Origin of the sequence: Rhizobium sp. CC-YZS058 (genome assembly GCF_034720595.1) — a bacterium.
Classification (GTDB): domain Bacteria; phylum Pseudomonadota; class Alphaproteobacteria; order Rhizobiales; family Rhizobiaceae; genus Ferranicluibacter.
On the sequence record NZ_JAYESJ010000001.1, the window covers coordinates 1554098 to 1576195 of the forward strand.

Annotated in this window: 17 protein-coding genes; 4 read left to right on the forward strand and 13 right to left on the reverse strand. The window is 65.9% G+C overall.

Features of this window, described 5'->3' with window-relative positions; translation table 11 throughout:
- Position 1 precedes the first annotated feature (1 nt).
- The 13 genes from U8330_RS07400 to U8330_RS07460 form a co-directional block, all read right to left on the reverse strand.
- Positions 2 to 463: a tripartite tricarboxylate transporter TctB family protein gene (locus tag U8330_RS07400; protein ID WP_323104530.1), complete on the reverse strand. Its 462-nt coding sequence runs from the start codon at positions 461 to 463 to the stop codon at positions 2 to 4.
- Positions 464 to 702: 239 nt separating this feature from the next.
- Complete coding sequence (locus U8330_RS07405; protein ID WP_323104531.1) at positions 703 to 1680, reverse strand: tripartite tricarboxylate transporter substrate-binding protein; 978 nt, start codon at positions 1678 to 1680, stop codon at positions 703 to 705.
- A 203-nt stretch (positions 1681 to 1883) separates the two neighbouring features.
- On the reverse strand, positions 1884 to 2867 hold the full coding sequence (locus U8330_RS07410) for a TerC family protein (RefSeq protein WP_323104532.1): 984 nt from the start codon (positions 2865 to 2867) through the stop codon (positions 1884 to 1886).
- A gap of 177 nt (positions 2868 to 3044) precedes the next feature.
- Positions 3045 to 4406, reverse strand: coding sequence for a sigma-54 dependent transcriptional regulator (locus U8330_RS07415; protein ID WP_323104533.1), 1362 nt, complete (start codon positions 4404 to 4406; stop codon positions 3045 to 3047).
- On the reverse strand, positions 4406 to 6169 hold the full coding sequence (locus U8330_RS07420) for a sensor histidine kinase (protein WP_323107220.1): 1764 nt from the start codon (positions 6167 to 6169) through the stop codon (positions 4406 to 4408). Before U8330_RS07420 ends, U8330_RS07415 begins: the two co-directional genes overlap by 1 nt.
- A gap of 132 nt (positions 6170 to 6301) precedes the next feature.
- Positions 6302 to 8038 carry a glycerol-3-phosphate dehydrogenase/oxidase gene (locus tag U8330_RS07425; protein WP_323104534.1) on the reverse strand — a complete coding sequence of 579 codons (1737 nt, stop codon included), beginning with the start codon at positions 8036 to 8038 and terminating at the stop codon, positions 6302 to 6304.
- Positions 8035 to 8805 carry a DeoR/GlpR family DNA-binding transcription regulator gene (locus U8330_RS07430; RefSeq protein ID WP_323104535.1) on the reverse strand — a complete coding sequence of 257 codons (771 nt, stop codon included), beginning with the start codon at positions 8803 to 8805 and terminating at the stop codon, positions 8035 to 8037. Before U8330_RS07430 ends, U8330_RS07425 begins: the two co-directional genes overlap by 4 nt.
- A complete protein-coding gene (locus tag U8330_RS07435; protein ID WP_323104536.1) occupies positions 8802 to 10328 on the reverse strand; it encodes an FGGY-family carbohydrate kinase in 1527 nt (508 codons plus the stop codon). The genes U8330_RS07430 and U8330_RS07435 overlap by 4 nt, the downstream gene beginning before the upstream one ends.
- A 74-nt stretch (positions 10329 to 10402) precedes the next feature.
- Positions 10403 to 11221, reverse strand: coding sequence for a DeoR/GlpR family DNA-binding transcription regulator (locus U8330_RS07440; RefSeq protein ID WP_323107221.1), 819 nt, complete (start codon positions 11219 to 11221; stop codon positions 10403 to 10405).
- Between the two features lie 258 nt (positions 11222 to 11479).
- Positions 11480 to 12427: a D-ribose ABC transporter substrate-binding protein gene (locus tag U8330_RS07445; protein ID WP_323104537.1), complete on the reverse strand. Its 948-nt coding sequence runs from the start codon at positions 12425 to 12427 to the stop codon at positions 11480 to 11482.
- Between the two features lie 96 nt (positions 12428 to 12523).
- A complete protein-coding gene (locus U8330_RS07450; protein ID WP_323104538.1) occupies positions 12524 to 13588 on the reverse strand; it encodes an ABC transporter permease in 1065 nt (354 codons plus the stop codon).
- 24 nt (positions 13589 to 13612) lie between these two features.
- Positions 13613 to 15151 carry a sugar ABC transporter ATP-binding protein gene (locus tag U8330_RS07455; protein ID WP_323104539.1) on the reverse strand — a complete coding sequence of 513 codons (1539 nt, stop codon included), beginning with the start codon at positions 15149 to 15151 and terminating at the stop codon, positions 13613 to 13615.
- Positions 15148 to 15804 (reverse strand): DUF2291 family protein, encoded by a 657-nt coding sequence (locus U8330_RS07460; RefSeq protein WP_323104540.1) that lies wholly within the window; start codon positions 15802 to 15804, stop codon positions 15148 to 15150. Before U8330_RS07460 ends, U8330_RS07455 begins: the two co-directional genes overlap by 4 nt.
- 773 nt (positions 15805 to 16577) lie before the next feature.
- Here U8330_RS07460 and U8330_RS07465 point away from each other — a divergent pair.
- The 4 genes from U8330_RS07465 to U8330_RS07480 all read left to right on the forward strand — a co-directional run bounded on the left by U8330_RS07465 (position 16578) and on the right by U8330_RS07480 (position 22066).
- Positions 16578 to 18203 (forward strand): FGGY-family carbohydrate kinase, encoded by a 1626-nt coding sequence (locus tag U8330_RS07465; RefSeq protein ID WP_323104541.1) that lies wholly within the window; start codon positions 16578 to 16580, stop codon positions 18201 to 18203.
- On the forward strand, positions 18200 to 19711 hold the full coding sequence (locus U8330_RS07470) for a glycerol-3-phosphate dehydrogenase (protein WP_323104542.1): 1512 nt from the start codon (positions 18200 to 18202) through the stop codon (positions 19709 to 19711). The genes U8330_RS07465 and U8330_RS07470 overlap by 4 nt, the downstream gene beginning before the upstream one ends.
- Before the next feature lie 27 nt (positions 19712 to 19738).
- Positions 19739 to 20671 (forward strand): sugar phosphate isomerase/epimerase family protein, encoded by a 933-nt coding sequence (locus U8330_RS07475; protein WP_323104543.1) that lies wholly within the window; start codon positions 19739 to 19741, stop codon positions 20669 to 20671.
- 459 nt (positions 20672 to 21130) lie between these two features.
- Positions 21131 to 22066 (forward strand): sugar-binding transcriptional regulator, encoded by a 936-nt coding sequence (locus U8330_RS07480; RefSeq protein WP_323104544.1) that lies wholly within the window; start codon positions 21131 to 21133, stop codon positions 22064 to 22066.
- The last annotated feature ends 32 nt before the right edge of the window (positions 22067 to 22098 follow it).

Below are 22098 nucleotides of genomic sequence, written 5' to 3' on the forward strand. Positions count from 1 at the left end.
CCTAGAAGCGGAGCCAGGGGCCGAAGCGTTCGAAGGGCAGGCCGAGCGCATAGCTGAAGACGCCGAGCGAGAAGAGCGTGATGGCGAGCGCCAGGACAAAGGCCCAGAGCGGCTTCATGCGGCGCGAGGCGAAGCTTGCGAAGAATGCGGCGAGGAACAGCGCCGGGACGAAGCCGAGGCCCCGCACGGTCATGCCGAACAGCACCGGCGCCGGCAGGATGAAGATCATCCCCCGCCAGGCAAGCGGCTCCCAGGGCTCGCCGGTGCTGCGGGTCGCCTGCAGGAGGATGATGCCGCCGAGCAGGGTGAGCACCAGAGCGAGGATGAGCGGGAACATGCCCGGCCCCATGCGCAGCGCCGTGCCGAGTTCGAGCGTCAAGGATTGGGCGGCAAAAAACAGGCCGGTCGCGATGAAGACCAGGCCACAGATGGCATTGGTGCGATCGATGGAACGCGATGTCATGATGTCCCCTCAAGGGCGACGCGCGAAGGGGCGTGGCCGGCGCGGCTATAGACGATGGAAGGATTGAGCATGCCGGGCAGGGATGCCGGGTCAAAAGCGGCAAAGCGGGTGGCGGTGCGAAATTCCGGAGCCTGCGTCCGCTAGGACGGGGTCTCTCGCCCGTGACTGTGCCGAGCCTGTGCCCGGATTGCCGGCACCCATCCTCCGGGCCGGAGCCCGGAGGATGGCTCAGGCCCGGCTCAGTCGGCGTATTGGCCGGCGGCTTCGATTACCGGCTTCCAGCGCGCGATCTCGCTTTCGAGCTTGGCCTTGAGAGCCTCCGGCGTCGCATCGCTTTCCGGCGAGGGGACCGTGCCGAGTTCGGCGAAACGGGCGACGACGTTCTCGTCCTTCAGCGACTTCTGCAGGGCGGCCGTCAGCTTGGCTGTCGCGTCCGCCGGCGTGCCCTTGGGAACGTAGACGCCGTGCCAGATGCCGACATTGAAGTCCTTCAGGCCGCCTTCGACGGCGGTCGGGAGATCGGGGAAGATCTTCAGCCGCTCGGGCGAGGTCACTGCGAAGGCCTTGATCGTGCCGCCCTGGATCTGTTTCGTGGTGTTGGTGGTCTGGTCGCACATGATGTCGACCTGGCCGCCGAGCAGGTCGGTCATGGCCGGACCGGTGCCCTTGTAGGGGACGGTGACGAGCGGGGTCTCGATCGCGCTCATGAACAGCATGCCGCACAGATGCGAGGCGGCACCGATGCCGGCATTCGCGACGGTCACGGTATCCTTGTTGGCCTTGGCATAGTCGATCAGGCCCTTGAGGTCGGTCGGCTCGAGGTCCTTGCGCGACACGATGGTCATCGGCACGTCGGTGACGAGGCCGACATAATCGAAGGCGTTGAGCGGATCATAGGCGAGCTTGCGGTAGAGCGTAGCGCTGGTGGCCATGCCGATGTGGTGGAGCAGGATCGTGTAGCCATCCGCATCGGCAGAGGCGACGCGGCCCGCGCCGAGCGTGCCGCCCGCACCGCCGACATTCTCGACGATCACCTGCTGGCCGAGATCCTTCGACATGGATTCGGCAACCAGTCGCGCCACCGTATCGGTCGGGCCGCCGGCGGCGAAGGGGACGACCATGGTGATGGTGCGTTCCGGATAGTCGGCATGGGCCGTTCCGGCAACGAGGCTCGCGACCAAGGCGGTGGCGGCAAACAGCGATTTGAAGAGCGTCATGAAAACCTCCCTCTGACGAGACCCGGCCGCTCGGGCTCCTCCCCTGGCGGCGCGTGAATGAGCGGGATTTGCGGTCTTCGAACGACGGCGCGCAATCGCCGGCGTCAAGGATTCATCAGGCTTGCTGCAGTCTCGCGCCGCAGCATGGGTGGATTGCGCCCCATCCGCCGAAGCAGTGGGTCGAAATCCACCCATGACCGACCTTACCGGGCGGCTTCCGTCTTGCGCGTCTTGACCAGACTGAACACCACGCCGCTGGCGATGATCAGGAAGGTAACGCCGAGGGAGATCGCCGGCGGCACCTTGTCGATGCCGAGGAGATCGGCGGCGAAGACCTTCGAGCCGATGAAGATCAGCACCACGGCGAGTGCGGGCTTGAGATAGTGGAAGCGGTGGATCATCGCGGCGAGGGCGAAATACAGCGCGCGCAGGCCGAGGATGGCGAAGATGTTCGAGGTATAGACGATGAACGGGTCCGTGGTGATGGCAAAGATCGCCGGGACCGAATCGACCGCGAAGACGAGGTCGGCGATCTCGATCAGAACCAGTGCCAGGAAGAGCGGCGTGACGAAGAGCACGTGTCTGCCGGTCTTGGTATCGGGCAGGCGGACGAAGAACTTGTCGCCATGATGCTCATCCGTCACATTCAACCGCCGACGCATGAAGGCGAGCAGCGGATTGGAGGCCAGATCCGGCTCCTTGTCGCCGACGAACAGCATCTTGATGCCGGTGATGACCAGGAAGCCGGCGAAGAGATAGAGCACCCAGGCGAACTCGGTCACCAATGCCGCACCGAGGCCGATCATCAGCGCGCGGAGCACGATGACGCCGAGAATGCCCCAGAAGAGCACACGGTGCTGATAGAGGCGCGGCACGGCGAAGAAGGAGAAGATCAGCGCGATGACGAAGACATTGTCGAGCGCCAGCGTCTTTTCCACCACAAAGCCGGTCACGTAATTCATGCCGGCATCGGCACCGAGATACCACCAGACCCAGCCGCCGAAGGCAAGGCCGAGGGTGATATAGAGCGCCGAGAGTTTCAGGCTTTCGCCGACTTCGATCTCGCGGTTCTCCTTATGGAGAATCCCGAGGTCGAAGGCGAGCAGGGCGATGACGAGGCCCATGAAGCCGAGCCACATCCAGAGCGGCTTTCCGAGCCAGTCGATAAAGAGAAACGCAAAATCCATGGCATGGTCCTGGCCGGCGCGGTGAACGTCGACGGTCCGACATCGCAGGAGCGCCGGCGGCTCCATGCCAGAGGGGCCCGGACCAGGTGGGCTGGGAGCGAGATGGAGATGCGCGGAAAAGGATTCAAGGAACGGCGTTAAGCCGTTTCGATCACATGCATGTGAGTCATGGGTGATTTAGCCGTGATCATCGCCATCGCCCGACAGCAGCCTCTTGTCGAGCCCGAGCTTCTGCATCTTCTCGTAAAGCGTCTTGCGGGAAATGCCGAGCTGCTCGTAGACCGGGCGCAGGCTGCCGCCATGGGCGGCGATGGCGCTGGCGATGATGCGGCGTTCGAAGGCGGAGACTCGGTCGGCAAGCCGCATCGGCTCCTTGTCCTGCGAGGAGGGGGAGGCGGTGGAGCGCGTGTCGAGGCCGAGCACGAAGCGGTCGGCGGCATTGCGCAGCTCGCGCACATTGCCCGGCCAGTCGCGCTGGCCGATATCGGCGAGAACCTCCGGCGGCACGGTGCCGTCCTCCCGGCCATAGCGCGCCGCGGCTTCGCGCACGAGCTGCAGGAAGAGTAGCGGAATATCCGCCTGGCGCTGCGCGAGCGCGGGCACGCGCACGGTGACGACGTTCAGCCGATAGAAGAGATCGGCCCGGAAACGCCCGGCTGCAACTTCCGCCTCCAGATCCACCTTGCTGGTGGCGATGAAGCGCACGTCAAGCGCCACGGTCTCGTTGGAGCCGAGCCGGGTGATCGTGCGCTCCTGCAGCACCCGCAGAAACTTGGCCTGAAGGTCGATCGGCATGGAGCCGATTTCGTCGAGCAGGATCGTGCCGCCGCGCGCATGCTCGAACTTGCCGTACCGCGCCCGGATCGCGCCCGGAAAGGCGCCTGTCTCGTGGCCGAACAGTTCGCTCTCGATCAGCGTTTCCGGCAGCGCCGCGCAGTTGATGGCAATGAAGGGCCGGTCGGCGCGGGGGCTGAGATCATGCAGCGCGCGGGCGGCGACCTCCTTGCCGGCGCCGGTGTCGCCGATGATCAGCGCATCGGCATCGCTCGCCCCGATGGCGCGCAGCCGGTAGCGCAGATCCACCATGATCGGCGTGCGGCCGGGCATGCGCGTCTCGACATCATCTCGCTTCCCGGCGACCGCCCTGAGCCGCCGGTTTTCCAGCACCAGCCCGCGCCGGTCCATCGCTCGGCGGATGATGCTGTCGAGCGCCTGGATCGCGAAGGGCTTTTCCAGGAAGTCGTAAGCGCCCTCGCGCATGGCGGTCACCGCCAGCTGCACGTCGCCATGTCCGGTGACGAGGATCACCGGCAGCTCGTGATCGATCTCCCGCACGCGCTGAAGCAGGGTCATGCCGTCCATGCCGCGCATGCGGATGTCGCTGACCACGACGCCGTTGAAGGCATAGGAGACCCTCGCCAGGGCATCCTCGCCGGACGCGAAGGATTCGACCGTCAGATCCTGCAGTTCGAGCGCCTGGGCGGTCGAGCGACGCAGCTCCTCCTCGTCATCGACCAGCAGAACGATGCCGTCGCTCATTATTCCGCTGCCTCCGCCACGGCCTCGGCCGCATCGAGCTCGATGCGGAACACCGCGCCGCCCTGCGGATCATTGGCAACGCTCAGATTGCCGCCGAAATCCCGCACGATGTTGTAGGAGATGGAGAGCCCGAGGCCGAGGCCCTTGCCGACACCCTTGGTGGTGAAGAAGGGATCGAAGATCCGCTCGGCGATCGCGGCGGGAACGCCCGGCCCCTGGTCGCGGATCTCGAGGATCACGCGGTCCGCACGCTGCGTGGCGCTGAGCAGGATGCGTCGGTCGTCAAGCCCCTCCACCGCATCGGCCGCATTGGACACGATATTGACCAGCACCTGCTGCAACCGGACCAGCCCGGCCCTGACCACCGGTGCCGGCGTGCCGAGGTCGACGACCAGCATGGCGTCGGCTGCGGCAAGGCGGACGGAGAGGATGTCCATCGCGTCGCCGACCACCTCGTCCAGCGCCACCGCGCCCAGCTTCTCGTTCGGCTTGCGGGCGAAGTTGCGCAGGTGCCGGCTGAGCGAGGCCATGCGGTCGATCAGGGAGGAGATGCGGCGCAGATTGTCGGTCGCCTCCGCCAGGCGGTTGCGCTCGATCAGCAGGGCCGCACTGTCGGCATAAGTCTTGGCGGCGGCAAGCGGCTGGTTGAATTCATGGCTGAGCGCGGCCGACATCTGCCCGAGACCGGCCAATTTGCCGGCCTGGACGAGATCGGCCTGGGTCTGGCGCAGCTCGCGGTTGACCCGGGCAAGGTCCTCCGTGCGCTCGGCCACGCGCTGTTCCAGCTCGTCGCGCGCCTGCGTCTGCAGCAACATGCGCTCCGCCAGCCGGGCACGCCGCTGCAGCAGGATCGCGACGGTCAAACCCGCGATGCAGAGGACAAGGAGAATGGCGAGAATGATCGTGCGGGCCTGGGCGCGCACGCCGGCCGTGTCGATCAGCACGTTCACCGTCCAGTCCGCCTCCGGCACATATTCGGCGAGCGCCAGATAGTCGCGGCTTTCCCGGCCCTCCCTGATCGTCATCAACCCGTGGCCGCCAAGGGTCGAGCGGCGGACGGAAAGCTCGCTCAGCGTCACGTCGGAGTAGCGGCGCGAGGCGCCGGTCCGGGCGAGGCGCTCGGAGGTCAGCGGCTGGATCGCGCGGTAGAGCCAATCGGGGCTGCCGCTCATGAAGATGATGCCTTCGGGATCGGTGACGAAGATCTTGTACTCCCCGCCGCGCCAGGAGGCCTCGATGCTGTCGATATCGACCTTGAAGACGATGACGCCGGCGATGCGGCCGTCGACATCGATCGGGGCGGAGAAGAAATAGCCGCGCCTCGCCGAGGTGGTGCCGACGGCATAGAAGCGCGCCAGCTTGCCGGCGACCGCATCCTGGAAGTAGGGCCGATAGCTGAAGTTCTGGCCGACGAAACTGGTCGGCCCATCGAAGTTGCTGGCGGCGATCGTGGTGCCGTCCGGGGTCAGAACATAAACATCGGAGGAGCGGAGCAGGCCGTTGATCTCCTTGAGATAGGCATTGGCAGCCGACCGCAGTGCCGGATCCTGCGGGTGGCTGACGAGCTCCTTCATGTCTTCATGGTCCGCCAGAAGCGCGGGCAGGGCCTCATAGCGCTTGAGATGGCCGGACAGGGCCGCGACGGCGAGCCGCAGCGCGCTGCCGGCCTGCAGCGAGGCGGAATCCATGGAGCGGCGGGTCGCATAGCTGTCGCCCCAGCCGACGACCGCCGCCGCAGCGGCTGCCACGGCGACAAGCAGCATGATGATGCTGTGACGCGCCTTGCCCAGCGCCGCCTCCTCTTCCTCCGATCCACGCGCTGGCCGCGCGGTCTCGCTCCTGGCGCGACGATACAGGGTAAGCGGTTGCAAAGACAAGCGCAGCCGCGCCGGCGCTCAAGCGGTGCGGTCGGCGGGCGTCAAGGAGGCGGGCAGGACCACGGTCCGGCGATGGTTGCGCGCGAGGTCGTCCCGCACGGCGACTGCCTCGCGGGAGCGGCGGTCGTCATCCCAGCCGAGCGCGTCGCCGACGACGTCGGCCAGTGCGGCCAGGTCCGCACCCGTCAGGTCGCCCCGAACGGCAAGCGTCGTGCGGCGGAAGACGATGTCGGAGAGGTGCAGCACGTGTTCTTGACAGGCGACCCAGACCAGTTCGGGAAGGCTGTAGCTCCGGCTGTCCGGCAGCCTTGGCGCGGAGGGGCCTTCGGCCGCAAGAATGGCGCGCGCCGTCGTGCCGTAGCGGGCGAGCAGTTCCCCGGCCCGCTCCGTCGATGCGCCGGTCTCGCGCGCTGCCGTCTCACACCAGCGGCGGCGCGCTGCAGCATCCTGCGGAAAGTCCTTGCCGCCGCCGATCGGCAGCGTCTCCGTCGAGCGGCGACGCGTGGCGCCGAGCCGGGCGAGCACAGCATCGGCCACTTCTTCGGCAAAGCCGCGGAAGGTGGTCCATTTGCCGCCGACCAGCGAAACGACGGGGAAGCTGCGACCGGCGCGCGGCTCCAGCCAGGGCGCGCTGTGATCGCGGCTGATCAGGCCGACATTGGCGGCATCGGAGGCGGGCAGCGGCCGGATGCCGCTATAGGCGTAGACGATGTGGTCGCGCGTGACCTTGAGGCCGGGCAGCAGCGCGTCGAGGCTTGCCAGGAAGTAATCGATCTCCTCCTCCTCGCAGCGCACATTGTCGGGATCGTCGGCCTTGATGTCGGTCGAGCCGACCATGGCGCGGCCGAGATAGTCGTAGACCAGCAGGATGCGGCCATCATCCGCCTCGAAATAGATCATCCGGCCCTTCAGGCTTGCGACCAGTTCGGGGTGGTCGAGGATGATGTGCGACCCCTTGGTGCCGCCGATCAGCCGGGAGTTCTCGCCGAGGGCGGCGTTCACCTGATCGATCCAGGGACCGGCCGCATTGACGACCAGCCGCGGACGGACCGACACCGGCCCGCCGCCCTCCCGCGAGAAGGTCAGCTTGCCGTCCTCGGACCGGACGAGGCTGGCGCGGTTGATCGCCGCCGACAGCGGCTGGGCGGCGAGACCGTCCTGCACCAGTTCATAGACGAGCCGTTCCGGGCGGCTGATCTTGGCATCATGGTAGAAGCCGCCCGCCGCGATCTTCGGCGTCAGATGCGGCATGTCGGCCAGCGCCTTCCGGCGCGAGATCATGCGGTGGCGCGGCATGACGCGGAACTTGGCGCCGTAGAAATCATACATGGACAGGCCGATCTTGATCAGCACGGCGCCGCGGCTGCGCGGCGCGCTCTTCGAACCGGCCAGCGTGCGCAGCGCGGCGGGAATGCCGCGCAGCCAGGAGAAGATCGGGATGAAGGTTTCCAGCGGCTCGACGCAATGGGGCGCGTTCTTCAAAAGCAGGTTCCGCTCGCGGGTCGATTGGGCGACGAGCCCGAATTCGCCGGTTTCGAGATATTTCAGCCCGCCATGGATAAGGCGGGAGGGCGCAGCGCTGGTGCCGGCGCCATAATCGCTCTTCTCAACGATCAGGCAGGAGAGGCCCTGTTCGCACAGGTCGCGGAACAGGCCGGCGCCGTTGATGCCGGCGCCGATGATCACGACGTCGACGCCCTCCTGCTCCAGTCCGAGCAGGCGGCGATCCATGAGTGCGGCGGTGTCTGTGGTCATGCGGGCGTCCGGACGATCTGGAGGGGGATATGCGCTTCCTTCAGGCGGCGCAGCGTGTCGGGCTCGACCTTGTCGTCGACGAGCACGAGGTCGAAGGCGGAGAGCGACTCGAACACATGCAGCGCCCCCTTGCCGAATTTCGTGTGGTCGGCCATCAGGATGCGCCGGCTCGACGACGCCATCATCGCCTGCTTGATCCCCACGACCTGCTGATCCTGGATGAAGGCGGTGGTGCCATCGATGGCGGAGGCCGAGCAGAGGAAGAGATTGGCCCGCAGCGCGTGGATCGCCGCGAGGCAGAGATGGCCGAGATAGGCATTGTAGGTGCGGTGATACTGCCCGCCGGCGCAGATCACATCGACCCCGTCCCGGTCCTTCAGCGCCGCCACCGCTTCGACCGAATTGGTGACGACGGTCAACGGGGCCACTTCTTCCAGAAGCGGCGCCAGCGCCGCGGCGGTGGTGGAATCATCGAGCATCACGATCTGGCCCGGCGAGATATGGGCGAGCGCCGCGCGCGCCAAGGCCGCCTTCTGCCGTGTCGCGACCGTCTGGCGATAGCGGAACAGGCTCTCATAGATCCCGGAAGGCTGGGCGCTGACGGCGCCATGCAGCTTGCGCAGCACGCCCTTCTGCGCCAGGCGGTCGATCGCCCGATGGATCGTCATGCGCGAGACGCCGAATTCGGCGATCAGCGTGTCGATCCGCACCTCGCCCTTCTCGATGACGTAGCTGGCGATCTCTTCATGGCGGTCGGGTGCTTTCATGGCGCGTCCCCTGCGGCCAGCGCATCGATGCGCGGCCAGAGCGGGGCCATTGCGGCGGCGAGATCGGTGAAGAGGCGATACCGCGTTTCATACTCCGCCTGCCGGGCAGGATCGGGGCTGTAGGTGCGCGTCAGACGTTTGAGATCCCGCGGGTCGTGAGAAGGCGAAGGAAAGAGCCCGGCGCCGGCGCCGGCGCACAGCGCCGTGCCCCAGGCCGCGGCCTCGTCCGTTTCAGTGACGGAGACCGGCAGGCCCAGCACGTCGCAGAACATCTGCACGAAGCGCGGGCTGCGGGAGATGCCGCCGGTGATGCGGATCGTTTTGGCTTCGAAGCCTTCGCGCAGCGCGTCGACATGGACACGATGGTTGAAGGCGATGCCCTCGAGCACGGCACGCAGCATCTCGCCGCGGCCCTGCCAGGCGCGCAAGCCGAAGAAGCCGGCACTTGCCTGCGGCCCGAAGGGCGAGCCGAACAGGAAGGGGTGGAACAGAGCGGTCGACCGCCGCGCCATCGCCGCATCGATCTCGGCCCCGAGCCGGTCATGGATCGAGGCGCCGTCCGCGGCGGCCGTCGCCTGGTCGCTGCGGCAGAGCGTTTCGAGGAACCATTCGTAATTGGCGGACGAGGCCGGCGATATCGCCTGCGAATGCCAGAGGCCCGGCTCGATGGCATTGCGGCAGAGCCAGCGCGGATCGGTACGCGGCTCGCGCGAGAGAACCTCGTTGATGGAATAGGTGCCGGCGATCACCGCGATCACCCCTTCGACATGGGCGCCGACGCCGAGCGAGGAGGCGGTGACATCGTGCAGCCCGGCTGCAACCGGAGTGCCTTCCATAAGCCCTGTCCGTGCTGCGGCCTCCGCCGTGACATGGCCGACGATCTCGGCCGAATGGGCGATCGGCGGCAGGGCGTGGGCGAGTTCCGACAGGTCGAAGAGCGCCAGGATATCCGGGTCGTAATCCTGCGTCGTCACATTGGTGAAGGAGGTGCTGGCTTCCGTCCGGTCCGTCCCGATCGTCCCGCTCAGGCAGAAGCGCAGGTAATCCTTGCAGGGCAGCATATGGGCGATCCGGGCATAGCGCTCCGGCTCATTGCGCTTGATCCAGGCAAGTACCGCGCTCGGCGCCGCCGGATGCGGCATCTGGCCGGTCAGGGCCAGCGACCGGTCGGCCACGCCGTTGGCAGCCCATTCGGCAACGATGTCGCCGGCTCGGCTGTCGAGAGAGACGATGCCGAGCCCGAGCGGACGGCGCTCGGCGTCCAGCAGGTAGATGCCGTCGCCATGCGCCGTTGCGGCAACGGCGACGATATCGGAGGCCGGCCGGCCACTTGCCGAGATCGCCTCGCGGATCGCCTCGGCCGTCGCCTGCCAGAGCTCGTCCATGTCACGCTCGACATGGTGCGGCGTCGTCATGATCTGGGCCACGCGGCGCCGGGCGACGGCAAGCGTCGATCCGTCGGCATCGAAGATCACCGCCTTGGTGACGGTCAGTCCGCTATCGATCCCCAGAACACTCGGCATGCCGCACTCCTCCTGCCATCCTCACCAAATGCCCATAGCAAAGTGGGAAGTTCACAGCAAGATGTGTTATTTTCTCAGGAACGTGCCGGCTTGGTTGCTGCAGGGCGAGGCGACGCGGCGACGAGGACGGTAACGCCCTTGCTACGCATCCGCTCGACATGGTGCGGAGATGTCCCGGCATCGACGATCACCGTGTCGAACTCCTTGAGCGGCGCGAAGGCATGCAGGGCGCGCCGGTCGAACTTGGTGTGGTCGCAGAGAAGGATGCGCCGGGCCGCGCAGTCGAACATGGCGCGCTTGGTTTCCACCATATCCGGCGACTGGTGGAAGGCGATATCGTCGACGATCGCCGACATCGACATGAACACGACATCGGCGCGCAGGCGGCTGATCTCGGCCGTGGTCATGCGGCCCATGAAGGCGTTGCACCAGGTGTGGAACTGGCCGCCGAGGCCGATCAGCGTCAGATCGGAAATCTGCCTCAGGGCATTCATCAGCACGAGCGAGTTGGTGATGGCGGTCAGCGGCACCTTGGCGGGCAGGTGCGCCGCCATCTGCAGCACAGTGGTCGAATCGTCGAAGAAGATCGCCTGGCCCGGCTCGACGAAGCGCATGGCGGCTTCGGCGACCGCCGTCTTCTCGCTGGCCTGGCGGCTGGAGCGGTAGACGTCGCTGGCCTCGATCAGGCTGGTGGGGGCGGCGGAGACGATGCCGCGTGTCTTGCGGAACAGGCCGCGCGCGACGAGTTCATCGACATCGCGATGTGCGGTCATCAGGCTGATGCCGAAGCGCCCGGTCAGATCCTCGATCCGCAGCGCGCCTTCGGCCATCACCGCTTCCGCGATCAGTTGCCGGCGCACGATCTGCCGGGCGTGGCGGCTGTCGCTCGGAATTTCGTCATACGGGAATGCGGCGCGCAGGCTGGCGCTTTCGGGTCGCTCGGCTGTCGTGCGTGCGGGATTGTCTGCCACCATCACCCCCAGGATCGGTTTTTCGTGTCTCTATCGAAAATCGGCGCGACCGCCTAGGTCGTGCACGCACCGGTGGTTGTTGCAGGCTGCGCTGCGGGGCAGGGCGCTCTGCCGTCGCGGCAGGCAGAACGGGGGACCTTTCGGTCCCCCGCTCCATCGGCTTGGGAGGGCCTTGCTCTCTTACTGCTCGAGCACGAAGGGTGCGGTGTACTTGTCCACATTGTCCTTGGTGATCAGCAGGCAGTCGAACAGCTGCTTTTCGGACTTGGCACCCGTGTTGCCGGTCTTGATGAAGCTGTCGGCCTGCTTGACGGCTTCTTCAGAGAAGACGGCAACCGGCTGGAGAACGGTGTACTGCAGTTCACCGGCCTTGATGGCGTCGACGGCATCCGGAGATCCATCGAAACCGCCGACCTTGACGCCTTCGAGCTTGCCGGCTTCCTTGAGCGCGGCGATGGCGCCGAGCGCCATTTCGTCATTGCCCGAGATCACGCCGATGATGTCCGGATTGGCCTGCAGCATGGACTGCATCTTGTCGTGGCCCTGGGTGCGGTTCCAGTTGGCGACTTCCGAGGCAGCCTTTTCGAGGTCCGGATACTGCGTCAGGACGGTTTCGTAGCCGTTCGAGCGGGTGGCGGCATTGTTGTCCGAGGGGGCGCCGAACAGCTCGACATACTTGCCCTTCTGGCCAACGCTTTCGACCCACTGCGTGGCGCCGAGGGCAGCACCCTGGGCGTTGTTCGAGACGAGCTGCGCCTTGGCGAGACCCTCCTGGTTGATCTCCGCATTGACGAGGAAGACCGGGATGTTGGCGGCAACGGCCTTCTTGACCGCGCCGACCGAACCGTCGGCATTCGCCGGATCGAGGATGATGGCGACCGACTTGTTGGTGATGGCGGTGTCGACCAGGTTGCTTTCGGTGTTGGTGTCACCCTTGTGCGCGCCGACCTGGGCGGTGTAGCCGAGCTTTTCCGCAGTCGCCTTGGCGACATTGCCTTCGGTCAGCCAGTAGGGGTTGGACGGGTCGTTGACGATGACCGTGATCAGGCCTTCGGCCCAGGCCGAGCTCGCGAAGATCGTGGCGGCGGCAACGGCGCCCAACAGGACCCGGGTACCTTTCTTGAACATGCTTCTCTCTCCCATTCGACAGGTTTTGATGAGCCGGACATCCGGCGGTTTTCCGCGCCCGGCGTGCCGGGCGGAGAAGGGGTGGGGCCGCAGCGCCTAGCGGGCGCGCTTGCCGTATTGCAGGCTGTTGAGCAGCACTGCGAGAACGATGACGGCGCCGGTGAAGACGGTCTGCCAATAGGCCGAGACGCCGATGATCACGAGACCGTCCGACAGGAAGCCGATGACGAAGGCGCCGAGCATGGTGCCGCGGATCGTGCCGCGCCCGCCGGTGAGCGCCGCGCCGCCGATCACCACGGCGGCAATCGCCGTCAGTTCATAGGTGGTGCCGGCGGTGGGGCCGGCCGAGGTCAGCTGCGAGGAGAGCACGAGGCCGGCGATGGCGGCGCAGATGCCCGACAGAACGTAGACCGTGACCTTGACGAACTTGACCGGCACGCCGGAAAGATCCGCCGCGCGCTCGTTGCCGCCGGAGGCATAGAGCCAGCGGCCGAAGGCGGAGCGGCTGAGCATGACGCCGCAGAGGATGGCGAGCACGGCAAGCACGATGACGCCGATCGGCACGCCGCCCAGACGATTGAAGCCGAGCCAGTCGAAGCCGGTATTGCCGAGCTCGGGACGGCCGCCGAGATTGTTGAAGGTGAGACCATTGGTCATCAGCAGCGCGATGCCGCGGGCGACATAGAGCACGCCCAGCGTGGCGACGAAGGCCGGCACCCGCAGGAAGGCGATCAGCACGCCATTGACCGCGCCGACAACGGCGCCGAGCAGGCAGGTGAGCACGACCACCACCCAGACCGGGGGATAGAGGATGACGCCGAGCGCATCGAGGTGGACACCCTGCATCAGCCAGCCGGCGACGACGCCCGCAAGCCCAAGCGTGGAGCCGACCGACAGATCGATGCCGCCATTCAGGATCACCAAGAGCATGCCGATCGCCAGCAGGCCGAAGATTGCCACATGCGAGGCCATGATCAGGAAGTTGTTGACGGTGAAATAATAGGGCGAAAGGAAGGAGAAGACGACGATGATCGCGATCAGCGCGAAGAAGGCGCGGCCTTCGAGCAGCAGATGGGCGATGTCAAGCTTGCGCTTCGGCTTTGCCGGGGCGGCTGCCGGCTTGGTGGAGCCGGCGGGGAGGGAGGTGTTCGTTGCGGACATGGTCAGGTTCCTTCTGCTCCGGCTCTAGTGCGCAGCCTCGCCGGAGGCGGCCATGATCTTTTCCTTGGTGACGTGCTGGTCGAACTCGGCGGAAATCTTCCCGCGGCGCATCACGATGATCCGGTGGGCGATGCTCAGGCATTCGCCGACTTCCGATGTCGAATAGAGGACCGCGAGGCCCTGCTTGGCGCGCTCGGCCAGAAGCTTGAACACTTCCGACTTCGCGCCGATGTCAATTCCCCGGCTCGGCTCGTCGAGCAGGATGACGGTCGGGTCGGTGGCCAGCATCTTGCCGATCACCACCTTCTGCTGGTTGCCGCCAGAGAGCGATCCGATCGCCGCGCCGCCGCCATCCGTCTTGATGTGAACCTTGCGGATCGAATCGGCGACGATCGACTGTTCGGCGCCGGGCGAGGTGAAGAGGCCCTTGGTGAAGGCGCGGATGCTGGCGAGCGACAGGTTGGCGCCGACGCTCATCGTCTGCACCAGGCCGTCGCGCTGGCGATCTTCCGGCACGAGCGCCAGGCCCATGGCGATGCGGTCGGCGATGGAGAAGCGGGAGATGTCCTCTCCCTCAAGGAGCACACGGCCGCTGGACGGCGTCAGCCGGCCGGCGATGCATTCGAGGAGCTCGGTCCGCCCGGCGCCCATCAGGCCATAGATGCACACGACTTCGCCGGCGCGCACCGAGAGCGACAGATTGTCGACCACGGAATAGCCGGCACCGGCCGGATCCGGAACGCTGAGATTTTCGACCTTCAGCGCCACATCGCCCATCACGTGTCCGGTCGGCGGCGAGCCGAGGTCGAAGTTCTCGCCGACCATGTTGCGCACGATCCATTCGAGATCGATGCTCTTGCGCTCGGCATAGGCCGTCATCGTGCCGTCGCGCAGCACCACCGCATGGTGGGTGATCTGCAGCGCTTCTTCGAGATGGTGGGAGATATAGACGATCGACACGCCGCGGGCTGTCAGGTCGCGGATGACCTTGAACAGCACCTCGACCTCCGAGGCGGACAGTGCCGATGTCGGCTCATCCATGATCAGGATGCGGCTGTCGACCGAAAGCGCGCGGGCGATCTCGACGATCTGCTGCTGGCCGAGCCGCAGCTCCTCCACCAGCGCGAGCGGATCGATATCCTCTTCGAGCTCTTCGAGCAGCAGGCGCGTCTGGCGTTCCTCTTCGGCGTAGTCCACGCCGGTCGCCATCATGATCTCGCGGCCCATGAAGATGTTGTCGCGCACGTTCAAGTTGGGCGCGAGGCTGAGTTCCTGGTGGATGATCGAGACGCCGAGGTCGCGGGCGTGCGACGAGGAGGTGAAGACCACCGGCTGGCCATCGAGTACGATTTCGCCGGAGGTCGGCTGAACGACACCCGATAGGATCTTCATCAGCGTCGATTTGCCGGCGCCGTTCTCTCCGAACAGAGTCGTGACCTGACCCTTGCGGATCTCGAAGTTGACACCCTTCAGCGCATGGATGCTGCCATAGGATTTCGCAATGTTGCGGGCGGCGAGAACGACGTCGCCCTGGCCGGCGGCGGAACGGACGGGCGTGCTCATTGGACGTCGAGCCTCACCGGCGTGATCAGCCAGCTCTTCGGATTGATCAGCTTGAAGACACCGACGACCTTGGCCGTCTTGCCAGTCAGACTGTCGGCGCCGGCATTGGCCAGCACATCCTTCTTCATCTGGTTGTTGATGGCCGAGCCGGCGTTCTGATACTCGATCTGGTTGGTGAACTGGCCGAACTCGATCGCACCCGTCGCATCGCGCAGGTCCGTGCCGTTGACGGCGGGGCCGGTCTGGACACGCACCACCACGTCGGCCGGCAGCTCGCCGCCGCTGAACACATGCGCATTGCCCTTGCGCTCGCCGGCCGTGGCCGTGAAGGAAACGGGGAAGACCGGGCCGGTGCTGGTCGCAACACCATATTTCTCGGCCGCGGCCTTCTTGTCGGCGGCGATCGCGGCGGCAAGCTCGGGAGCGGCGACGGCGCGTTTCTCGACATCGGCCTTGATCTTCGGGAAGTTCTCCGCGCCGAAGGCTTCCGGCGAGAACACGGCCTGGCGCACGTCATGCTCGGAGCCGATCTGCACGATCCGTGTGTCGTAGGCCATGGCAGCCAGCAGAACGATCCCGGCGACGCCGGCGATCAGGCCGCGGCGACTTGCCGGCGCCTGTCTCGGGATCTTGCGTGTCGTGACTGTGCTCATGCTCAATAACCTCGATGATGACCCGCCGGCGAGACCGCCAGCGTCCGGTGTGCCCAATCCCGGTGCCCTCCGCCTCAGGCCGGCCAAGGCGGCGGGGCAAGCAAATTGGGTGGTGAGTGTCGTGTTCCGCCCGTCCTTGCCGCCCGGCATCTCCTCATCCAACGCCGGGCGAGCGGCCTATCTTGTGATAGGTCTGTGTTAAATATTGCATCGACCCTGATGCAGTTTCAGTAACCTGTCAATGACCCTTTTCAGAGGGTTCATCTTTGTCCAAGCGTTCTTCGATCATGCCGAACCAGCCCGCGTCCCGTCGCACGCCGCTCCGCCTGCGACGCTCGTCCCGGATGTCCGTACCGATGATCCTGCAGCCGTGAAGGATGCGAATCCATCAAGCAAGTCCCTGATCGCGAACGGAATTGGCGCTGCCAGCATTGTTCGGCAACTTGGGCATCCGGTCCCGGCGGATCGAAACGACGTGTGGTGTAAAGTCCTCCTGCCATCCAGTGCGGCGCAGCATCCTCCTCGGGCGCTCGCTCCGTTGACAGGGGGAAGCTTATATGAAAAAAAATTCTGCGCCAGAAAAAAATTTCGGTCGCTGTGTGAATAATCCGTGATAAGTTGGCGGTCAGGGTCACAGCTGTGGTTCGTCGGCGCGTTGCGGTCTGGAGGGCTGTGGCGGTGTCGGGATGGAGGAGCAGGATGAGGCGTCGGCGGAGGAAAGCCGGAGCGGGGAACCGCCGCGGCGGGCGACCTCTCAGTCAAGGATCGTGAGTATGCAGAACGGATGCGACGTGCTGATCGGGATCGATTCGGGCACTTCGGTGATCAAGGCGGTGGCCTTCGATCTCGCCGGGGGGCAGATCGCCTCGGCTTCGGTGCGCAACAGCTACAAGACCGGCCTCGACGGTTCGGCCACCCAATCGCTCGGCCAGACCTGGCGCGATTGCGTTTCTGCCTTGCGCGGCCTGTCGGAAAAGGTGGACCGGCTTGCCGAACGGACTGCGGCGCTCTCCGTCACGGCGCAGGGCGACGGGACCTGGCTGGTGGGCAAAGGCAACGAGGCGGTCGGTGAGGCCTGGCTCTGGCTCGACGCGCGCGCGGCGCCCACCGTCAGGCGACTTGCTGCCGGGCCGCAGAACCGTGCGCGGTTCGAGGCGACGGGCACCGGGCTCAACACCTGCCAGCAGGGCGCGCAGATCGCCCATATGGACCGCCATCACACGGGCCTGCTGGATCAGGCCGAGGTCGCGCTGCACTGCAAGGACTGGCTCTATCTGAACCTGACCGGCGTGCGCGCCACCGATCCGTCGGAGGCGAGCTTCACCTTCGGCGACTTCCGCAGCCGCTCCTACAGCGACGCGGCGATCGAGGCGCTAGGGCTCGGCCATCGGCGTTCGCTGTTGCCCGAGATCGTCGATGGCACAGAGGTCACCCATGGCCTTTCCGCGCGCGCCGCGGCCGAAACCGGGCTTCTGGCCGGCACGCCGGTCTCGCTCGGCTATGTCGACATGGTGATGACCGCGCTGGGCGCCGGCATTCGCACGAGCCGTACCAATGCCGCCTGTTCCACCATCGGCTCGACCGGCGTTCACATGCGTGCCAAGGCGGCGGGTGAGGTGGAGCTCAATGCCGAAGGCACCGGCTATGTGATCGCCCTGCCGATCCCGGGAATCGTCACCCAGGTGCAGACGAATATGGCCGCCACGCTCAATATCGACTGGATCCTCCAGCTCGCCGGCGACCTGATGGCCGATGCCGGCCGCGAGATCCCGCACAGCGAGCTGGTCGCCCGGATCGAAGGCTGGCTGAAGGCCTCAAAGCCCGGCGCTCTTCTCTATCATCCCTATATTTCCGAAGCGGGCGAACGCGGGCCCTTCGTCAATGCGGATGCGCGGGCGGGCTTCATCGGCCTGTCGATGCGCCACCGATTCGCCGATCTCCTCCGTGCCGTGGTCGAAGGGCTCGGCATGGCGACGCGCGACTGTTACGCGGCCATGGGCGCCCTGCCGCAGGAGCTTCGGCTGACCGGCGGCGCGGCTCGTTCCGGGGCGTTGCGCAGCGTGATCTCGGCTGCCATCGGCGCGCCGGTCCGCATTTCGAGCCGGGAGGAGGCCGGCGCCGCCGGCGCGGCCATGATGGCCGCGGTCGCCATCGGCGCCTATCCCGACATGGACAGCTGCATCGATGCCTGGGTAACGCCTCTCTTGGGCGCGGCCGAGGCACCCGATCGGGCTTTGTCCTACCACTATACCACGCTGTTCCCGGCCTATGCGGGCGCCCGCCATGCGCTGTCGCCCGTCTGGGATCAGCTGGCCGAAATTCCGGGCCCGGCCGAGGATGGACCGGTGCTCACCACTCATGAAGATGCGGCGCTATCCGCGCAAGGAGAGGCACAATGAACGATATCACCGAGGTCGATCTCGTCGTCATCGGCGGCGGCATCAATGGCGCGGGCATTGCCCGCGATGCAGCCGGCCGGGGTCTCTCCGTCATCCTGTGCGAGAAGGGCGATCTGGCCGAGGGAACCTCCTCGCGCTCCGGCAAGCTGGTGCATGGCGGCTTGCGCTATCTTGAATATTATGAATTCCGCCTGGTTCGCGAGGCGCTGATCGAGCGCGAGGTGCTGCTCAATTCCGCGAGCCACATCATCTGGCCGATGCGCTTCGTTCTGCCGCACAGCCCCGACGATCGGCCGGCCTGGCTCGTTCGGCTCGGCCTGTTCCTCTATGACCATCTCGGCGGTCGCAAGCGCCTGCCGGGCACGCGCCAGCTCGACCTGCGCCGCGCGCCGGAAGGTGCGCCGATTCTCGACCAGTACACCAAGGGGTTCGAGTATTCCGACTGCTGGGTGGATGATGCGCGCCTCGTGGTTCTCAATGCCGTCGATGCCGCCGAGCGCGGCGCGACCGTTCTGACCCGCACCGCCTGCACCTCGGCCCGCCGCGAAAACGGCGGCTGGCGGGTGGACCTGCGCGACATGCGCGACGGCTCGGTGCGCACGGTGCGCGCCAAGGTGGTCGTCAATGCCGCCGGCCCGTGGGTCAACGACATCGTCAACCGCGTCGCCGGCTCCAACAGCCGCCGCAATGTCCGCCTCGTCAAGGGCAGCCACATCATCGTGCCGAAGTTCTGGGAGGGCCAGCAGGCCTATCTCGTCCAGAACCACGACAAGCGCGTCATCTTCATCAACCCCTATGAAGGCGACAAGGCGCTGATCGGCACCACCGACATTCCTTATGAAGGCATGCCGGAAGACGTGACCGCGGACGAGGCCGAGATCGCCTATTTGATGGCGGCCGTAAACCGCTACTTCAAGGAGAAGCTGCGCCGCTCCGACGTGATCGAGAGCTTCTCGGGCGTGCGGCCGCTCTTCGACGACGGGCAGGGCAACCCCTCCGCCGTCACCCGCGACTATGTCTTCGATCTCGACGAAACCGGTGGCGCACCGCTGCTCAACGTCTTCGGCGGCAAGATCACCACCTTCCGCAAGCTCTCCGAACATGCGCTGCAGAAGATCGCCGGCTTCTTCCCGCAGATGAAGGGCGACTGGACGCGGGGCGCGACCCTGCCGGGCGGCGAGATCCCGGACGCGGACTATGTCCGCTTTGCGGAAGAGATGCGGGTCCGCTATCCGTGGATGCCGCGTGCGCTGCTCAGCCATTACGGTCGTCTCTATGGCGCGCGGCTGACGCGCATCGTCGGCGACGCGACCGCGCTGGAAGGGCTTGGCCGTCATTTCGGCGGCAACCTCTACGAGGCCGAGGTTCGCTATCTCGTTGAGCATGAATGGGCGGAGACGGCCGAGGATGTCTTCTGGCGGCGGACGAAGGAAGGTCTGCGCATGACGGCCGCCGAGAAGGCCGCCTTCTCCGCCTGGTTCGACGACAGTTTCGCCCGCGCCGCCTGAGCGCCCCTGAAAGATCGAGAGAGAACCATGGCGCTGACGCTGTCCCTCAACACCAATCCGCTGGTCAACCGCTTCGCCCGGCCCGACGACCTGATCGACACGGTCGCCCGCGACTTGAAGATCCGTGATCTGCAGTTGACCCACGAATTCATCAATCCGAGCTGGCCGGCGCCCGTGATCCGCCGTCTCACGCGCGAGATGGATGCGGCTCTTGCACGCACGGGCGTGCGGGTGACCTCCGGCATGACCGGCCCCTATGGGCGCCTCAACCATTTTGGTCATCCCGACCGCGACGTGCGGCGCTATTATGTCGACTGGTTCAAGACCTTTGCCGATATCATCGGCGATCTCGGCGGGAGCTCGGTCGGCACGCAATTCGCGATCTTCACCTATGAGGATTATGACGATCCGACCCGTCGGGAGGCGCTGATCGACATCGCCATCGAGTGCTGGGCCGAAGTGGCCGAGCATGCGAAGGCCGCTGGCCTTTCCTATGTCTTCTGGGAACCCATGAGCATCGGCCGCGAATTCGGCGAAACGATCGACGCCTGCCTAGCCCTGCAGGACCGCCTGACGGCCGCCAACATGGCGGTGCCGATGTGGATGATGGCCGATATCGATCATGGCGATGTTACTTCCGCCAATCCCGACGATTTCGACCCCTATGCCTGGGCACGCGCCGTGCCGAAGGTTTCGCCGATCATCCATATCAAGCAGAGCCTGATGGACAAGGGCGGCCACCGCCCGTTCACCGCCGCTTTCAACGCCAAAGGCCGAATCCAGCCGCAGCCGCTGCTCCAAGCTTTCGCGGCCGGCGGCGCGCGAGACAACGAGGTTTGCCTCGAACTGTCCTTCAAGGAGCGTGATCCGAACGACCGCGAGGTGATTCCACAGATCGCCGAAAGCATCGCCTTCTGGGCGCCGCACATCGACACCGGCGCGGCCGATCTCAAGGTTTAGGAACGCAGGATGGGTACAGAGACTGAACGATCCAGCGTGACAGGTCGAGAAAGACACTGCTAATATAATGCCGCGATGGCAGAAGCAGTGGGCGCCGTGCCGGCCGGCGCGTCGAGGGGGATGAGCCACCTCGACCTTGGCAAGGGCTTTGCCTTCGTTCTGGAGTGACGCGGATGGGGCTGTTCCCGATCAGCATCACGCTTATGATACGGAAAACCCGCACGGGCTGGTCTATGGCCGTGCGGGTCAATTTTCGACATAAGTGAAACGGCGGCCGGGGGTGCAACCCCGGCTGCCACTTCAGAACTCTATGATGGACGCCAACGAATTTCAAGGTTTCTCGATCGATCGCGCCGATCCGATCCGATCGGAGAGACCTGGGCACACGCCTTCGTGTGCAGACGGACGAGCCAACGGATGGTGTCCGGCTGGTGCGGACCGGTGGATGGATAGGATGCCATGGATACGGAAGACTCACTCGCCATTCGTGCCGCCTGGCTGCATTATGTCGGGGGGCTGACGCAATCGGCGGTCGCAAAGCGGCTCGGCTTGCCATCGGTCAAGGCGCACCGGCTGATTGCGCGTGCGGTGGCCGACGGCGTTGTCAAAGTGACGATCGACGGCGACATCGTCGGCTGCGTCGAGCTCGAGGCACGGCTCGCCCAACGCTACGGGCTCGATCACTGTCAGGTTGCGCCGGACCTTGGCGAAGAGGGGCTTCCACTCCGCGCCCTGGCCCAGGCTGGTGCGTCCTTTCTGCGACGGGAGATCGAGGGCAGCGAGCCGCGAGTGATCGGCCTTGGCCATGGACGGACGCTGGCGGCGGCGGTCCACCAATTGCCGCGGGTCAGCGGAACCGGCGCGCGCTTCGTCTCGCTGTTGGGCGGGCTGACGCGCAACTATTCGGTCAATCCCCACGACGTCATGCACAAGATCGCCGAGAAGACCGGCGCGCTCTCCTATGTCATGCCGGTGCCGTTCTTCGCCAACACGGCGGAGGACCGCGAGGTTCTCCTGTCCCAGAAAGGTGTGGGCGAGGTCTTCGACATGGCACGGCAGGCGGATTTGAAGTTCGTCGGGATCGGCACGGTCGAGCCCGCGGCACAGCTCGTCTCCTCCGGAATGATCGAGGCGCGGGAGATCCGGGAAATCTCGGAGGATGGCGGGGTGGGCGAGCTGCTGGGTCACTTCTTCGACGCGTCCGGACGCTTGCTCGAAACGCCGCTGACGGCCCGCACGCTTTCGGTTCCCTTTTCCGACAGGGGAGCCGATCGGATCATCGCGGTGGCCGGCGGCCCCGCTAAGCTCGATGCGATCCGCGCGGTCCTCGCCAGCCGCCGCCTTTCAGGGCTGGTCACCGACGAAGTGACGGCCGCAGCCTTGCTTGGTTCCTGAGCGATGCTCGCCACAGGCCTCCACGTCTGATC